Raw genomic sequence first — 15,120 nt, 5'->3', positions numbered from 1 at the left:
GGAGGGGGAGGGTCGCTACGCATCTAGCGAAGCGGAATGCGTAGCGGGGTGGGGTGACGGTCCCTCCGCGAACACACTGCCCGAGCGGAGAGATCACCCACCCCGCTCGCGCTGCGCGCGATCGACCCTCCCCTTCCAGGGGAGGGTAAGTATCGGCAGCCTCGCCCCGCACCTTAACGACAACCCCAGTTCCCGCCCCGGTACGGCATTTCGCTGTCGCTTGCGCCCGCCCAACGCGCTAGATTTGCAGGGAAAATGAGTTCGGGCGCCCTCGCGCCCAGGGAGAAGCGCGCTCGCCATGCTGCACGACTGGGGCGTGATCGCTGCCGCCTTCGGCTATATCGGCTTCCTGTTCCTGGTGGCGAGCCACGGCGACCGCCGCTCGCCGGCCGGGCGCGGCCGTGCGTCCGGGCTGATCTATCCGCTCTCGCTCGCGATCTATTGCACCTCCTGGACCTTCTTCGGCTCGGTCGGCTTCGCCACCCGCGCCTCGACCGACTTCCTCGCCATCTATGTCGGCCCGATCCTGATGATCGGGCTCGGCGCCGGTGTCCTGCGCCGCGTGATCCAGCTCGCGAAAGCGCACAACATCACCTCGATCGCCGACTTCATCGGCGCGCGCTACGGCAAGAGCCAGGCGGTGGCGGCGACGGTGGCGCTGATCGCGATCATCGGCTCGGTGCCCTACATCGCGCTCCAGCTCAAGGCGGTCGCCTCATCGCTCGAAACGATCCTGAGCGAGGACCAGGCGTTCTCCCACATCCCGATCCTCGGCGACATGGCGCTGATGGTGACGCTGGCGATGGCCGCCTTCGCCGTGCTGTTCGGCACGCGGCAGACCGACGCCACCGAGCACCAGCACGGCCTGATGCTGGCGGTCGCAACCGAATCCATCGTCAAGCTGATCGCCTTCCTCGCCGCAGGCATCTTCGTCACCTTCTGGATGTTCTCGCCGCACGAATTGATCGAGCGCGCGATGAAGACGCCGGAGGCGGTGCGCGCCATCAACTATTCGCCGTCGATCGGCAACTTCCTCACCATGACGCTGCTGTCGCTCTGCGCGATCATGCTGCTGCCCCGCCAGTTCCACGTCAGCGTGGTCGAAAACTCCTCGGATGCCGAGGTCAGCCGCGCGCGCTGGCTGTTCCCGGTCTATCTCGTCGCCATCAACTTGTTCGTGATCCCGATCGCGCTCGCCGGCCTCGTCACCTTTCCGTTCGGCGCGGTCGAACCGGACATGTATGTGCTGGCGCTGCCGATGGAGGGCGGCGCGGGACTTCTCAGCGTCGCCGTCTTCGTCGGGGGGCTGTCGGCGGCGACGGCGATGGTGATCGTCGAATGCGTCGCGCTCTCCATCATGGTCTCGAACGACCTCGTGGTGCCCCTGGTGCTGCAGCGGCGGCCGGAGGGGCGCACCGGCGGCGCCGATTTCAGCGACTTCCTGCTGCGCTCGCGGCGCCTTGCGATCTTCGCCATCATGGTGATGGCCTATTTCTACTACCGCGCGCTCGGCAACACCCAGCTCGCGGCGATCGGCCTGCTCTCCTTTGCCGCCATCGCCCAGCTCGCGCCAAGCTTCTTCGGCGGGCTGTTGTGGCGGCGCGCCACCGCGCGCGGCGCGATCGGCGGCATGCTGGTCGGCTTCGCGGTGTGGCTCTACACGCTGTTCATCCCGAGCTTCATGGATTCCTCGACAGCGGGAATCCTGCTGGTCCAGCACGGCCCGTTCGGCATCGAGGCGTTGCGCCCGCAGGCGCTGTTCGGCGCCGACTTGCCGCCGCTGATGCACGGCGTGATCTGGTCGCTGTCGCTCAACATCATGACCTATGTGCTGCTGTCGCTGGCGCGGCGGCCAACCTCGATCGAACTGGTGCAAGCCGATCTGTTCGTACCCAACACGCTCGCGCCGATCTCCCCGAACTTCCGCCGCTGGCGCACCACCGTCACGGTGCAGGACATCCAGACCACGGTCGCGCAATATCTCGGGCCCGACCGTGCCCGGCATTCGTTCGAGGCCTTTTCGGTGCGGCGCAATGTACGCCTGGAATCCGGGGCGCCGGCCGATTTCGAGCTGCTGCAGCACGCCGAGCACCTGATCGCCTCTTCGATCGGCGCGGCCTCCTCGCGGCTCGTGATGTCGCTGCTGCTGCGCAAGCGGACGGTCTCGGCGAAAGCGGCACTGAAACTGCTCGACGATTCCCACGCCGCGCTGCATTTCAATCGCGAGATCCTCCAGACCGCGCTCAACCATGTCCGCCAGGGCATCGCCGTGTTCGACGCCGATCTGCAACTGATCTGCTCCAACCGGCAGTTCGGCGATCTCCTGAACGTGCCGCCGCATTTCATCCAGTTCGGCACGCCATTGCGTGAAATCCTGGAATTCATGGGTGTGAGCGAGCCGGACAATCCGGTCGAGCGCGAAGCCATGCTGGAGCGGCGGCTCGCGGCTTACACCACCGACAGCGAGCCTTATCTCGAGCGCCTGCCCGACCGCCACATGGTGATCGAGATCTTGACCAACCGCATGCCCGGCGGCGGCTTCGTCATCACCTTCACCGATGTCACCCCCACGTTCGAGGCCGCCGAAGCGCTGGAGCGCGCCAACGCGACGCTCGAAAAGCGGGTGCGCGACCGCACCGAGGAGTTGACCCGGCTGAATTCCGAGCTGGCGCTGGCCAAGAGCGCGGCGGAAGACGCCAGCATCTCCAAGACGCGCTTCCTGGCCGCGGCCAGCCACGACATCCTCCAGCCCCTGAACGCGGCGCGGCTCTATGTCACCAGCCTGGTCGAGCGCCAGCACAGCGGCGAGGAGACGCGGCTGGTCGAGAACATCGACGAATCGCTCCAGGCCATCGAGGAGATTCTCGGCGCACTGCTCGACATATCGCGGCTGGATGCCGGCGCGATGACGACCTCGACTTCGAGCTTCAAGATGGCGGACCTGATGCGCTCGCTGGAGATCGAGTTTGCGCCGATCGCGCGCGCCAAGAACCTGGAGCTCGCCTTCGTGCCCTGCTCGCTGCCGGTCGAGTCCGACCGGCTCTTGCTGCGGCGCCTGCTCCAGAACCTGATCTCAAACGCGATCAAATACACCCCGCGCGGACGCGTGCTGGTCGGCTGCCGCCGGCAGGGCCCTTCGCTGAAAATCTGCGTCTACGACACCGGCGTCGGCATCCCGCCGGTCAAGCGCGGCGAGATATTCAAGGAATTCCACCGCCTCGAGCAGGGCGCGCGGATCGCCCGCGGCCTTGGACTCGGCCTCTCGATCGTCGAGCGTCTTGCACGCGTGCTCAAGCACGGCATCGCCATCGACAGCAACAAGAGCGGCGGCTCGGTCTTCTCCGTGACAGTGCCGACAGCCAAGGCGATCACCCACACCGCTGCCGTCACCAGCGCGACGCCGCTGGCGCGTAGGCCGATCTCGGGCGCTCTCATCGTCTGCATCGAGAACGACGCGGCGATCCTCGACGGCATGCGCACGCTGCTGAAGGCCTGGGACGCCGAGGTCATCGCGGTCGCCGACCCCGAGGGCGCGATCGCCGCGATCGAAGGCGCGGGCCGCCGCGTCACCGGCCTGCTGGTCGATTATCATCTCGACCGCGGCAACGGCATTGCCGCCATCCGCGACATTCGCCGCCGCTTCGGCGACGGCATCCCCGCGATCCTGATCACCGCCGACCGCAGCCCCGCGGTGCAGGTCGCCGCGCGCGAGGAGAAAATCGCGGTGCTCAACAAGCCGGTGAAGCCGGCCTCACTGCGCGCCCTGCTGGGACAATGGCGCACGCAGCAGATGGTGGCGGCGGAGTGAGACGCGGTCAGTAGTCGGTCGAGACGCTGAGCGTGCGCCACCTCTCGAGCTCGTCGAGGCGTTGCCGGTCCGTCGCAGCGATGGCGTTCACCGCGTCGCTGCCGAGCGCGATCCGCAGCGGCGGGCTGTCCATGTCGACGAGCTCCAGCACGACGGCGGCGGCCTTCGCCGGATCGCCCGGCTGGCGGCCATCGTAATCGCGCTGCATCCTGACGGCCGCGCCAACGACGGCATCGTACTCCGCCCGCCCTTCGCCGGTCGCATGCGCGGACTGCGCAAAGCCTGTGCGGAAGCCGCCGGGTTCGACGATCGTCACGTGCACGCCGATCAACGCCATCTCGCGCGCCAGCGATTCCGAAAAGCCCTCGATGCCCCATTTCGCGGCGGAATAGGCCGCGCGGGCGGGAGCTCCGATCCGTCCGCCGACGGATGAGAACTGCACGATATGCCCGCGGCGCTGCCGGCGCAGCACGGGGATCGCCGCCTTGGTGACGATGATGGTGCCGAGCAGATTGACCTCGATCTGCTGACGGAACGAGGCCAGGCTCGTGTCCTCGACCGATCCGAGATCGCCATAGCCGGCATTGTTCACGACCACATCGACGCCGCCGAATGCCTCCACGGCGAGGCCGATGGCCGCTTGCGCGGCAGCCTCGTCGGTTACGTCGAGCCTTGCGAGCCGCAGTCTCTCGCCAAAGCGCTCACTCAACGGTTCGAGCGGCTTCGTGTCCCGGGCCGTAGCCACCACGCGATCTCCCGCCGCAAGTGCGGCTTCCGTGATGGCGCGTCCGAGCCCGCGCGAACTGCCGCTGATGAACCAGATCTTTGACACGGCGCTCTCCTGACCGCTCAAGGCGCAAGCCGGGTGAAGACGTAATCACGGCTTTTCGCGCGCGCTTCGTGACAGCCCCAGCAGGTGCGGTGCTGGGCTTCGTCGACCGGCTTGCCATTGACGAAGCGGCCAAACCCCCAACCTCCGGTGGACGCATATTTCCTGGAATCCTTGACCATCACCTGAACTGTGGTGGCCGCGCCGGGGATCGTCGCGGATGCGAACTCCGGTGACTGTTTCCGCTTCCAGGCGCGCTTGACCAGAATGGTGCCATCCGGGAACGGAAGTTGTCCGGCCTGATAAGCATCGATCGCGGTCTGGTTGCCGACAACGGCGCGAAGCTCGTCGAGCGGTGCCGCCTCTTCGGCGGGCGCGATCAGCTCCCACTGCTTGTAACCCGCAGGAATCGTGACGCCGAAGATCGGAGAGGCGTCTGCCGTGTTGCCTTGCACCGGCCCCTCGGCGAGAGCGATCGAGACCAGGTAGGGCACGCAAGTCAGGAGAACGACGAGAAGGAGCGCGGCAAGCGTGATAGCCGTGGCATGGAAGCGCTTCTTCTTTTCAGGTTCGATGGACGTCATGACGTTCCTTCATGCTGGGATCGTGGCATCCTCGGTCCAGCCGCGCTGGACCGAGGCATCGAATGAACGCTCAGGCGCCGTCGGCGTCGATGACGGCCTTGGCGAAGGCTTGCGGCGCTTCCTGCGGCAGATTGTGGCCGATGCCGCCGGTGATCAGGCGGAAGTCGTACCGGCCTGAGAACCTCTTGGCATAGGCGCTGGGGTCGGGATGCGGCGCACCGTTGGCGTCGCCCTCCATCGTGATCGTCGGGACGCTGATCACCGGAGCTGCAGCGAGCTTCTTTTCGAGCTCCTCGTATTTGGCTTCGCCCTGGGCGAGCCCGAGCCGCCAGCGGTAATTGTGGATCGTGATGGCGACATGATCCTTGTTGTCCAGCGCCGCCGCGCTCCGGTTGAAGGTCGCGTCGTCGAACTTCCATTGCGGCGAGGCGAGCTTCCAGATCAGTTTTGCGAAATCATGCGTGTACTTCTCGTATCCGGCGCGGCCGCGCTCGGTCGCGAAATAGAACTGGTACCACCATTGCAGTTCGGCCGACGGCGGCAGCGGCGCGTTGCCGGCGGCCTGGCTGGAGATCAGATAGCCGCTGACCGACACCAGCGCGCGGCAGCGATCCGGCCACAACGCAGCGATGATATCGGCGGTGCGCGCGCCCCAGTCGAAGCCGGCGATAACCGCCTTCTTGATGTCGAGCTTGTCCATCAGCGCGATGATGTCGACGGCCATCGCCGCGGGCTCGCCGTTGCGTGGCGTCTCGCTGGAAAGGAAATGCGTCGAGCCGTAACCGCGCAGATAGGGGATGATCACGCGATAGCCGGCCTTTGCCAGGATCGGCGCGACATCGACGAAGGCGTGAATGTCGTAGGGCCAGCCGTGCAGCAGGATCGCCACGGGACCGTTCGAGGGACCTGCTTCCGCGTAGCCGACATTGAGGACGCCGGCGTCGATCTGCTTGATCGGACCGAACGACGCGTTCGATGCCGGGGAACGCGGCGCTTCGGTCTCGGCGCGGGCGAGGTCGATCACGCCGAGACCGACGGCGACGGTTCCCGCGGCGACGCTGAAAAACTTGCGGCGGTGCTGGTCGATGATCTGTTTCATGGTGGTGCTACCTTGTTGGTGGTTGGTGATGGTGCGTCAGATCAGCGCGACCGTGACGTCGATATTGCCGCGCACGGCCTTGGAATAAGGACAGGTCTGGTGCGCCTCATCGACGATGCCGCGCGCGATTTCGGGATCGAGGCCCGGCAGGCTGACATTGAGGCGCGCCCGGAGCGAATACGCCCCCTCGTCGAGCACGAGATCGATCTCCGCATCGATCGCGCTTTTTCTCGGAAGCTCGATCTTCCGCTTGCGGGCCGCCTTCTCCATCGCGCCTTCGAAGCAGGCCGACCAGCCGGCCGCGAACAATTGCTCGGGATTGGTGCCGATGCCTGCACCGCCCGGCGGCGAGAGCCGCACGTCGAGGCGGCCGTCGGAGCTGCGGGACGTGCCGTCCTCTCGCCCGCCGCTGGTGTGGGTCCTGGCCGTGTAGAGTGTTTGTGCCGCTTGCGTCATGAAGGTCTCCTTGCCGTCACGCAACTGACTAGCAGCGGCCGCCACAGGACACCCGTTTGGACTTGTGAGAAATTGTTAAGGCCTGGCTTCCAGTCCCTCACGAGGCCTGCATTTGCGGTCTGCTCCCGATGCGGCAGCGACCTTGCCGGATCGTGATCATCTGGCTATGCGATCCCATCGAAAGGACCAGAATTCCACCATGACTGAGCCGTCCGGCACCGCAACGGGAACCCTGTCGTTTGGGCCATTCACCGTCACATCGCACGAAAGGCTCGTGATGCGCGACGGCGTCGCGCTGCCGCTCGGCGCAAAGGCCTTCGACACGCTGATTGCGCTGATGTCGCGGCCGAACGAGGTCGTCAGCAAATGGGATCTGATGGCGCTGGTGTGGCCGGGCCTGACCGTCGAAGAAGCCAATCTACGCTTTCACGTCGCAGCCTTGCGCAAGGCGCTCGGCGACGGCAAGGACGGCGCCCGCTACATCACCACGCTCTCCGGCCGCGGCTATTGCTTCGTGGCGCCGATCTCGAAGGCGGAAATCGCGGCAGAGCGGCGTCCCGCGCAACGAACGGAACTACCGCCCGTCAAGCTGCCGAACCGGCTGCAACGGATGGTCGGGCGCGACGATGCGGTCACCGCCGTCTCCGACAGGCTCATCGGCTCGCGCTTCGTCACGATCGTCGGCCCGGGCGGCGTCGGCAAGACCGCCGTTGCGGTGGCGATCGCGCACGACCTGCTCGAGACTTTCTCCGACGCCGCACATTTCGTCGACCTCGCCGCGCTCAGCGATCCCGATCTCGTGATCACCTCGATCCTGCTGATGCTGGGCTTGCCGGCGCAGACCGACGATCCCCTCCCTGCACTGCTCGCCCATCTCGGGGACAAGCGGATGCTGCTTATCCTCGACAATTGCGAGCACGTCATCGCCGCCGCGGCGCCGCTGGCAGCAGAAATCTTTCAAGCCGCGCCCCATGTCCATATCCTCGCCACGAGCCGCGAAGCCCTGCGCGTCGAGGGCGAGCAAGTCTACCGGTTGGCGCCGCTCGCCGTTCCCCCTGACAATCCCGGGCTGACCGCGGCTGCCGCACAGACCTATCCCGCGCTTCAACTCTTCCTCGAACGTGCCATGGCCGGCGGCGCGCAGATCGCGCTCGACGACGCCAATGCCGCGATCGTCGCCGGGATCTGCCGCAAGCTCGACGGCATGGCGCTGGCGATCGAGCTCGCCGCCGGCCGGGTCGAGGCCTACGGCCTGGAGCAGACGGCCGCACTGCTCGACGAACGCCTCAATCTGCTCTGGCAGGGCCAGCGCACCGCGCCGCCCCGGCAGAAGACGTTGCAAGCGACGCTGGACTGGAGCTACGGGCTCCTGTCCGACACCGAGCGCCTCGTGCTGCGCCGGCTCGCCGTCTTCGCCGGTCACTTCACCATCGACGCCGCGCTTGAAATCGTGCCGGACGAGCGCGTCGACCGCTCGCGCCTGTTCGATGCCATCGACAGCCTGGTCGCCAAGTCGATGGTCGCGCCGCGACCGATCGGCGCCATGATGCGCTACCGCCTGCTCGACACGACGCGCGCCTATCTGCTCGAGATCGAGCCGAACGAGACCGCGCTTGCCGCCCGCCACGCAACCTACTACCGGCGATGGCTGGAGCAGGCCGGCACGACATGGGCGACGGTGCCGAGCGCCGACGAACGTGCGATCCATTTCTCCGCGCTTCACAACGTGCGCGCCGCGCTGGACTGGTGCTTCGACACGGGCGGCGACGCAAGCATCGGCATTGGGCTCGCCGCCGCCGCGGCTCCGATCTTTCTCGCGATGTCGCTGCTGATCGAATGCCGGCGCTGGTCGGAACGGGCGCTGCTTGCGATCGATCCGCCCGCGCGCGGCAGCACCGAGGAAATGCACATCCAGGCCGCCCTCGGATTGACCTTGATGTTCACGCGTGGCGGCAGCGAAGCTGCGCGTGCCGCCCTGAGCAGGAGCCTGGCGATCGCCGAGGCGCGCGGCGACGCGCCGAACCAGCTCCAGCTGCTCGGCCGCATGCACATCTTCCACGAGCGGATGGGACAGTTCGACGCCGCGCTCGGTTATGCGCAGCAGAGCCTCACGGTCGCCGAGGCGCTCGGCGATGCCGCCTCCATCGCCCTTGCCCATTCGCTGCTGGGTGTCTCCTTGCATCTGGCCGGCGAGCATCGCGACGCCCTGAGCATGCTGGAGGCCGCCTGGCACGGGCCGGGCACGGAGCGGATCAGCACGGTCCACGGCTTCGATCACCGCAACCGGGCCGGCATCTCGCTCGCGCGCGAGCTTTGGTTGCAGGGCCGGCCGGCGGATGCGCGGCAACTGGCGCGGCAGACGGTTACCGAGGCCGCGCAGATGGACCATCCGATCACGCTCTGCATCGCGCTGATCTGGGCGGTCTCGATCGATCTCTGGAGCGGGGATCTCGACGGCGCGGAAGAGAACATCGACCGCTTCATCGCACATGCCGAAACGCGCTCGATGGGCCCCTATCTCGCGGTCGGCCGGGGCGTCAAAGGCGAGCTGGCGATCCGGCGCGGCGACGCCGCCGGCGGCGTCGCGACGATACGGGCCTGTCTGCGCGAACTCCACGACGCCGGCTACGAGCTGCTCACCACGACGTTCAACATCGCGCTCGTGCATGGCTTGTTGGCACTCGGGCAGATCGAGCGGAGTGCGCGCCTGATCGACGACGCGATCGGCCTCGTCGAGCAAGGCGGCGATCATCTCTACATGCCCGAGCTGCTGCGCATGAAGGGCAATGTGTTGCTGTCACTGCCGCAGCCCGCCACCGATGAGGCTGAGAACCACTTCAGGCGATCGCTTGACCTGAGCCGCCGCTCGGATGCGAAAGCCTGGGAGTTGCGAGCGGCGATCGATCTCGCGAAATTGATCGCCGGGCGCGGCCAGCGCGCGGACGCGAAGAGGTTGCTTCGATCGGCGCTCGGAGGCTTCTCCGACGGCTCACAGACCTCGGATATCGGGATCGCCAACAAGTTGTTGGAGACACTCTAGGAAGCGCACCGGCGGCCAGGCGTTGGCCGAAACGGTATCGCGATGTTCGAGGTTTGCGCCGCGTATCCCTGCGACATCCTCTCTCGTTGCAACTCCCGGGAAATGGACTAGCATCAACCACTGCGAGCATTTTATCGCATGTTGAACCTATTCAGTTGATTGCCTTTAGCACGTCCATTTCAATCATCCGGAGCCACGACAATGGCAGGGTCCAGCCTCGAGGATACACTGGCCGCGATTGGCTATGTCAAAGTGATTGTCACGATGAAGGACAGGGCGGCGGCCGCCGCCACGTCCGAGAGCGCGATGCAGGATCATTTCATCGCACCGGACACTGCCCAGACACAGAGTCTCGTGGCGGCGGCGACGCGCTCCGCTGGCCGCCAGATCAGACGAGCGGAGAACCTGGCCGAGCGCCGCGTGCGCATCTACCCCAACCTCGGACTCGCGGTCGGCAGCGTGGATGCCAGCGGCCTCGTTTCGCTCCAGGCTGATCCGCAAGTGGGCAAGGTCGACAAGGCTCCGGAGATCAGCCTGATCAAACCGGTCGAAGCCCGTCCAATCAAGACCGGGGTCGGTCCGACCTGGGGCATCAAGCGCTTGAACGTGGAACGCCTTTGGCAGGCAGGATTCACCGGCCAAGGCGTGGTGGTTGGTCACCTCGATACCGGCGTCGACGGCAAGCATCCGGCATTGGCCGGAGCCATCAAGAAGTTTGCCGAGTTCGACCTGGCGGGAGATCAGGTTCCGAACGCACCGGCCCGCGACAGCGGCGTACACGGCACTCACACCGCGGGCACGATCGTCGGCCGGCCGGTCAGCAAGGGTCGCTTCGGCGTCGCACCGGATGCCCAGCTCGCGAGCGCGATGGTGATCGAGGGCGGGCAGGTGATCGAGCGCATCCTGGCCGGCATGGACTGGGTGATCGGCGAAGGCGCCCGAGTCCTGAGCATGTCGCTCGGACTGCGCGGCTTCACGCCGGCATTCCAGAGTGTGATCGATGCCTTGCGCGCCGCCAACGTTCTGCCGGTCATTGCGTCCGGCAATGAAGGCCCCCGGACCAGCCGCTCGCCGGGCAATTACGCGAACGTGCTGTCGATCGGCGCGATCGACCTGCACGACGTCGTGCCCGATTTCTCCAGCAGCCAGAGCTTCAACCGCGCGATCAGCCCCTTGTGCCCCGCGATCGTCGGACCGGGGGTCGCGATCACGTCCTGCGTTCCCGGCAAGAAGTACGAGACCATGAATGGGACGTCGATGGCGACGCCCCACGTCGCGGGTCTTGCAGCCCTTCTGCTGCAAGCCAGGCCGACCGCAACGGCGGACCAGCTCGAAGCCGCCATCATCGGATCCTGCACGCGCCCCGAGGCGATGGAAGAGGCCCGCGCGAACCATGGGGTCCCCGATGCCGTCAAGGCCTACGAACTCCTGACCGGATCGCAGCTCCCCGCCACGCAGGTGAGCGTCGCGCCCCGGCGGCGCACGCCCGCGAAAAAGCGCTCTGCGAGGGGGCGCTCGTCGTCGCATCCACCGCGCAGCGTCGCCAAGAAGATGGCACGCCGGCCGAAGGTTGCCGCATCGCGGCGCGCATCGCGCAAGAAGAGCCCTTCGAAGCGCCGGCCCGCCTGACTCCACGGCAATTCTTGTTGCGGCCGGCTAAAAGCCGACCGCAATAAGCGCTATATTGGCCAGGCCGTCAGGGATTCCCGCACAGGAGCCGGCCATGACCGACAAGACAAAGCCTTCGCCCGAATGGGAAGGTAAGGCTGTCGTCAATCGATTGCGCCAGGCCACCAAGCCCGGCCAACCTTCGTCAGTTCAGGTGTTCCTGAACGATGACGTTGCCGCGAGCGACCTGCCGGAGAAAGCAAGGGAAATCGTCACTGACATGAGCGCCCGCCTCGATCTGCCGGCCAATGCGATCAAGCTCGGCAAGGTGTTTCGCTTGGCCAAGTCGTTTTCGGTGTCGACCGACGTGCCCGACGTCTTCGATGCCCTCGCAAGGCATGGCGACGTCAAGAGCATCCTGGAATCGGTACAGCCGGATATCCTGCCCAAGCCGACGCGCGAAAAAGGCGACTGACCGATCGGGATCTACGATCCCGTCGTGGTGCCCTGCTTCCACTGACCGCCGGCGATCTTCGCCGCGGCAATCACCGCCTGCGTGCGGCTCTCGACGCCGAGCTTTTGCAGGATCGCCGAGACATGCGCCTTGATGGTGGCTTCGGAGACGCCGAGCTCATAGGCGATCTGCTTGTTGAGCAGCCCTTCCGACAGCATCATCAAGACCCGGACCTGTTGCGGCGTCAGCGTCACCAGGCGGTCGCGCAGGCGCGTCATGTCGGGATCGGCGGCAGCCGATAGGTCGGTGTCGGTGGGAACCCAGACGTCCCCCTCCATCACCTTGAGGATCGCGTCGCGCAAGGTCTCGACGCCGAATCGCTTCGGGATGAAGCCGGAGGCGCCGAAATCGAGCGAACGGCGAATCGTGGCGCTGTCGTCGGAGGCCGAGACGATCACCACCGGGATGGCCGGGTACTGCGCACGCAGATAGATCAGCCCGGAAAAGCCGGAGATCCCGGGCATCGAGAGGTCGAGCAGGACCAGATCGACGTCGGATGTCTGTTCCAGCAGCTTGGTGAGATCCTCGAACGATCCGGCCTCGTCGATCCTGGCCGAGGTCAGGACGCCCGCCACCGCTTGCCGCAACGCGTCGCGGAACAGGGGATGGTCATCGGCAATGACGAGATGGGTCGAAGGAGCGCTCATCGTTCTCTTGCTGGCATTCACACCGGGCCAGTAGGCCGGCCCGGGGCCTTGGTCAATTCTTTCCCGACCGGCCGTGGCATGCAAGTGGGCATTATCCCTTTGCGGGAACGGGGTTAACCCATGGTCGAGCGCGATCGTGCCGGATTGAAAGGTCCGCGGCGTCAGGTGCGCGTCAGTGCGCAAGGCCGAAAGTCGTATTGGGGCAGGTTTCACGCCGATGTTACCTTGGAGCCAAGACCTGGGTTGATCCGGCATGACCGGACATCCGGGGCGCGAGGAAACGCATTTCGGGGAGCGACTCAACATGTCGACAATGGCTGTGTCTCAAGCGGGCGCGGGAGGGATGACGAAGGACGAACGGTTCGTCATTCTCGCCTCCTCGCTCGGTACCGTCTTCGAGTGGTACGACTTCTACCTCTACGGTTCGCTGGCCGGCATCATCGGCGCGCAGTTCTTCTCGGCCTATCCGCCGGCAACCCGCGACATCTTCGCGCTGCTGGCCTTCGCCGCGGGCTTCCTCGTCCGTCCGTTCGGCGCCATCGTGTTCGGACGCGTCGGCGACATCGTCGGCCGCAAATACACCTTCCTCGTCACCATCCTGATCATGGGTCTGTCGACCTTCATCGTCGGACTGCTGCCCAATGCGGCGACCATCGGCATCGCGGCCCCGATCATCCTGATCGCGCTGCGCCTCGCCCAGGGCCTGGCGCTCGGCGGTGAATATGGCGGTGCGGCGACCTATGTCGCGGAGCACGCGCCGAACGGCAAGCGTGGCTACTACACCTCCTTCATTCAGACGACGGCGACGCTCGGCCTGTTCCTGTCGCTGCTGGTGATCCTGTTCACCCGCACTGCGACCGGCGAAGCCGACTTCGCGGCCTGGGGCTGGCGCATTCCGTTCCTGGTCTCGGTGCTGCTGCTCGGCATCTCGGTCTGGATCCGTCTCCGCCTCAATGAATCCCCGATCTTCCAGAAGATGAAGGACGAGGGGAAGAGCTCGAAGGCGCCGCTGACGGAAGCCTTCGGCAACTGGCAGAACGGCAAGCTCGTGCTGCTCGCGCTGCTCGGCGGCGTGATGGGCCAGGGCGTGGTCTGGTACACCGGCCAGTTCTACGCGCTGTTCTTCCTGCAATCGATCCTGAAGGTCGACGGCTACACCGCCAACCTGCTGATCGCATGGTCGCTGCTGCTCGGCACCGGCTTCTTCATCGTGTTCGGCGTGCTCTCCGACAAGATCGGCCGCAAGCCGATCATCCTCGGCGGCTGTCTGATCGCGGCGCTGACCTTCTTCCCGATCTTCAAGATGATCACCACCAACGCCAACCCGGCGCTGGAAAAGGCGATCGAGTCGGTCAAGGTCGACGTGGTGGCGGATCCCGCGGGTTGCGGCGACCTGTTCAACCCGGTCGGCACCCGCGTCTTCAGCGCGCCCTGCGACACCGCACGCGCCTACCTGTCGGGCGCGTCGGTCAAGTACTCGACCGTGCCCGGCCCGGCCGGCTCCGGCGTGAAGGTGGCGGTCAACGGCAAGGACGTTGCCTACGCCAACGCCAAGGACGGCAATCCGGCGCTGCTCGCCGCCGTGCAGGCAGCCGGCTATCCGAAGCCGGGCGATGCGGGCATCGTGAAGATGTCGCATCCGTTCGACATCTTCCGTCCGCAGGTGGCCGCGACCGTCGGGCTGCTGTTCATCCTGGTGATCTTCGTCACCATGGTGTACGGCCCAATCGCCGCGATGCTGGTCGAACTGTTCCCGACCCGCATCCGCTACACCTCGATGTCGCTGCCCTACCACATCGGTAACGGCTGGTTCGGCGGCCTGCTGCCCGCGACCGCGTTCGCGATCGTGGCTTCCACAGGCGATATCTATGCGGGTCTCTGGTATCCGGTCATCTTCGCATCGATTACCGTCGTGATCGGCTTCTTCTTCCTGCCCGAGACCAAGGACGTCGACATCAAGGCGACCTGATCGACAGCACCGATCGACTATACGAGCCGGCCGCGGTCTCCGCGGCCGGTTTTGTTTTGGGGCCTACTGATTGCTACCGATGAATTGCAGCACCACTTCGCGCCGATGCGGGCGGGCGCGATGCTCGATCAGGTAGATTGCCTGCCAGGTGCCGAGCGCGAGCTTGCCGTTCAAGACCGGGACCTGAAGCGAAGTCTGCGTCAGCATGGTCTTGACGTGCGCCGGCATGTCGTCCGGTCCCTCGGTGTCGTGGGTCCAGCCGGCGTTCTCAGGCGCGAGCCGCGACAGTGCCGTGGTGAGATCGACGAGCACGGACGGATCGGCGTTCTCCTGGATCGTCAGCGAAGCCGAGGTGTGACGGATGAACAGCGTCAGCGCGCCATCGCGCGCCTGAACCTCATTGATGAACTTCGCGGCTTCTCTGGTGAGATCGGTGAAACCGCGGCCGGGCGTCTGCGCGGTCAGCAGTGACGATGCGACGGTGGTGGCTTGCACTGACGATGGCGTCGAACGCGTGACGGATTTGCCTGATGTCATGAAATGTCTCGTTCATCGAACACTGCCGT

At 65.9% G+C, this 15,120-nt stretch carries 11 protein-coding genes; 5 read left to right on the top strand and 6 right to left on the bottom strand.

Going from position 1 to position 15,120, the window contains the following annotated elements:
• Window positions 1-298 precede the first annotated feature (298 nt).
• Entirely contained in the window at window positions 299-3,808 is a 3,510-nt protein-coding gene (locus ACKWRH_RS04570) for a PAS domain-containing hybrid sensor histidine kinase/response regulator (RefSeq protein WP_445219496.1), read from the top strand.
• Between the two features lie 7 nt (window positions 3,809-3,815).
• On the opposite strand, the gene ACKWRH_RS04565 is transcribed toward ACKWRH_RS04570, so the two are convergent.
• From ACKWRH_RS04565 to ACKWRH_RS04550, 4 genes are all read right to left on the bottom strand, one after another.
• Window positions 3,816-4,640 carry an SDR family NAD(P)-dependent oxidoreductase gene (locus tag ACKWRH_RS04565; protein WP_445219495.1) on the bottom strand — a complete coding sequence of 275 codons (825 nt, stop codon included), beginning with the start codon at window positions 4,638-4,640 and terminating at the stop codon, window positions 3,816-3,818.
• Window positions 4,641-4,657: 17 nt separating this feature from the next.
• Window positions 4,658-5,221 (bottom strand): cytochrome P460 family protein, encoded by a 564-nt coding sequence (locus ACKWRH_RS04560; protein ID WP_445219494.1) that lies wholly within the window; start codon window positions 5,219-5,221, stop codon window positions 4,658-4,660.
• A 70-nt stretch (window positions 5,222-5,291) separates the two neighbouring features.
• The gene (locus tag ACKWRH_RS04555; protein WP_445219493.1) at window positions 5,292-6,320 is read right to left on the bottom strand and encodes an alpha/beta fold hydrolase; all 1,029 of its coding nucleotides are present in this window, start codon (window positions 6,318-6,320) and stop codon (window positions 5,292-5,294) included.
• A gap of 36 nt (window positions 6,321-6,356) precedes the next feature.
• Window positions 6,357-6,776: an organic hydroperoxide resistance protein gene (locus ACKWRH_RS04550; RefSeq protein WP_445219492.1), complete on the bottom strand. Its 420-nt coding sequence runs from the start codon at window positions 6,774-6,776 to the stop codon at window positions 6,357-6,359.
• Between the two features lie 199 nt (window positions 6,777-6,975).
• On the opposite strand from ACKWRH_RS04550, the gene ACKWRH_RS04545 reads away from it, so the two are divergent.
• The 3 genes from ACKWRH_RS04545 (at window position 6,976) to ACKWRH_RS04535 (ending at window position 11,899) form a co-directional block, all read left to right on the top strand.
• Window positions 6,976-9,816, top strand: a complete 2,841-nt coding sequence (locus tag ACKWRH_RS04545; protein WP_445219491.1) for an ATP-binding protein — start codon at window positions 6,976-6,978, stop codon at window positions 9,814-9,816.
• Window positions 9,817-10,017: 201 nt separating this feature from the next.
• Entirely contained in the window at window positions 10,018-11,445 is a 1,428-nt protein-coding gene (locus tag ACKWRH_RS04540) for a S8 family peptidase (protein WP_445219490.1), read from the top strand.
• A gap of 94 nt (window positions 11,446-11,539) precedes the next feature.
• The gene (locus tag ACKWRH_RS04535; protein WP_445219489.1) at window positions 11,540-11,899 is read left to right on the top strand and encodes a hypothetical protein; all 360 of its coding nucleotides are present in this window, start codon (window positions 11,540-11,542) and stop codon (window positions 11,897-11,899) included.
• A gap of 11 nt (window positions 11,900-11,910) precedes the next feature.
• Here ACKWRH_RS04535 and ACKWRH_RS04530 read toward each other — a convergent pair whose 3' ends face one another.
• The gene (locus tag ACKWRH_RS04530; protein ID WP_445219488.1) at window positions 11,911-12,585 is read right to left on the bottom strand and encodes a response regulator; all 675 of its coding nucleotides are present in this window, start codon (window positions 12,583-12,585) and stop codon (window positions 11,911-11,913) included.
• A 343-nt stretch (window positions 12,586-12,928) separates the two neighbouring features.
• On the opposite strand from ACKWRH_RS04530, the gene ACKWRH_RS04525 reads away from it, so the two are divergent.
• Entirely contained in the window at window positions 12,929-14,554 is a 1,626-nt protein-coding gene (locus ACKWRH_RS04525) for an MFS transporter (protein WP_445222622.1), read from the top strand.
• Between the two features lie 63 nt (window positions 14,555-14,617).
• On the opposite strand, the gene ACKWRH_RS04520 is transcribed toward ACKWRH_RS04525, so the two are convergent.
• The gene (locus ACKWRH_RS04520; protein ID WP_445219487.1) at window positions 14,618-15,091 is read right to left on the bottom strand and encodes a secondary thiamine-phosphate synthase enzyme YjbQ; all 474 of its coding nucleotides are present in this window, start codon (window positions 15,089-15,091) and stop codon (window positions 14,618-14,620) included.
• Between the last annotated feature and the right edge of the window lie 29 nt (window positions 15,092-15,120).

This window comes from Bradyrhizobium sp. Pa8 (assembly GCF_052588265.1).
Note: the sequence above shows the minus strand (reverse complement) of the source record. Positions and strands in the feature narration are given on the sequence as shown.